Raw genomic sequence first — 759 nt, 5'->3', positions numbered from 1 at the left:
CTTCTACTTTTTGAGTAGAGTGATGAACAAAGAGTTGTTCTCTTAAATCACTATTAAAGGCGCCTTGGCAGAGTGGCTATGCAGCGGATTGCAAATCCGTGGACCTCGGTTCGACTCCGGGAGGCGCCTCCATTCTTTCTCTTAGTTTGATAAGTTAAGAGATATTAAGAATGAAATGCGATACTAGCTCAGTTGGTAGAGCGCAACCTTGCCAAGGTTGAGGTCATCGGTTCGAACCCGATGTATCGCTCCAAATTTTGTAATGTTGATTAATTTGACATTAAGATGGTGTTTTACTTTTCAGTAATCGGCATCGCAATAAAGAATTGCGTGCCCTGGTGGTGGAATTGGTAGACACAAGGGATTTAAAATCCCTCGACGTTCGCGTTGTGCCGGTTCAAGTCCGGCCCGGGGCACCATCTATTTGATTGTTACCTTTTACTAGGTGACAATCAAAAGAGTTGTTCTCTTAAAACACTACTGAAGGCGCCTTGGCAGAGTGGCTATGCAGCGGATTGCAAATCCGTGGACCTCGGTTCGACTCCGGGAGGCGCCTCCACTATTAAAAGTTGAAGGGCCAGCAGAAATGCTGGCCTTTTTGCTATCTGAAATTCTAAACCCTCATGCTATGTTCAAACTTCCACGTATGTTATCTAGTCAATAACACCTCTAGGATGTTCGAGAATAGACTAGTGAAAGAAATCAGCATTAAGATGGTGTTTTACTTTTCAGTAATCGGCATCGCAATAAAGAATTGCG

4 tRNA genes are annotated in these 759 nt (G+C 43.9%); all 4 read left to right on the top strand.

Annotated elements, in window-relative coordinates:
- Positions 1 to 58: 58 nt before the first annotated feature.
- Positions 59 to 132: transfer RNA gene (locus CWO27_RS23455), tRNA-Cys, on the top strand.
- Positions 133 to 177: 45 nt separating this feature from the next.
- Positions 178 to 253, top strand: a tRNA-Gly gene (locus tag CWO27_RS23450).
- A gap of 79 nt (positions 254 to 332) precedes the next feature.
- Positions 333 to 419, top strand: a tRNA-Leu gene (locus CWO27_RS23445).
- 66 nt (positions 420 to 485) lie between these two features.
- A tRNA-Cys gene (locus CWO27_RS23440) sits at positions 486 to 559 on the top strand.
- The last annotated feature ends 200 nt before the right edge of the window (positions 560 to 759 follow it).

Source organism: Vibrio sp. 10N.286.51.C3 (assembly GCF_003050065.1).
In the GTDB taxonomy this organism is placed as follows: Bacteria; Pseudomonadota; Gammaproteobacteria; order Enterobacterales; family Vibrionaceae; genus Vibrio; species Vibrio crassostreae.
The sequence above is the reverse complement of the archived record's forward strand: the minus strand, read 5'-3'. Positions and strand labels throughout refer to the sequence as shown.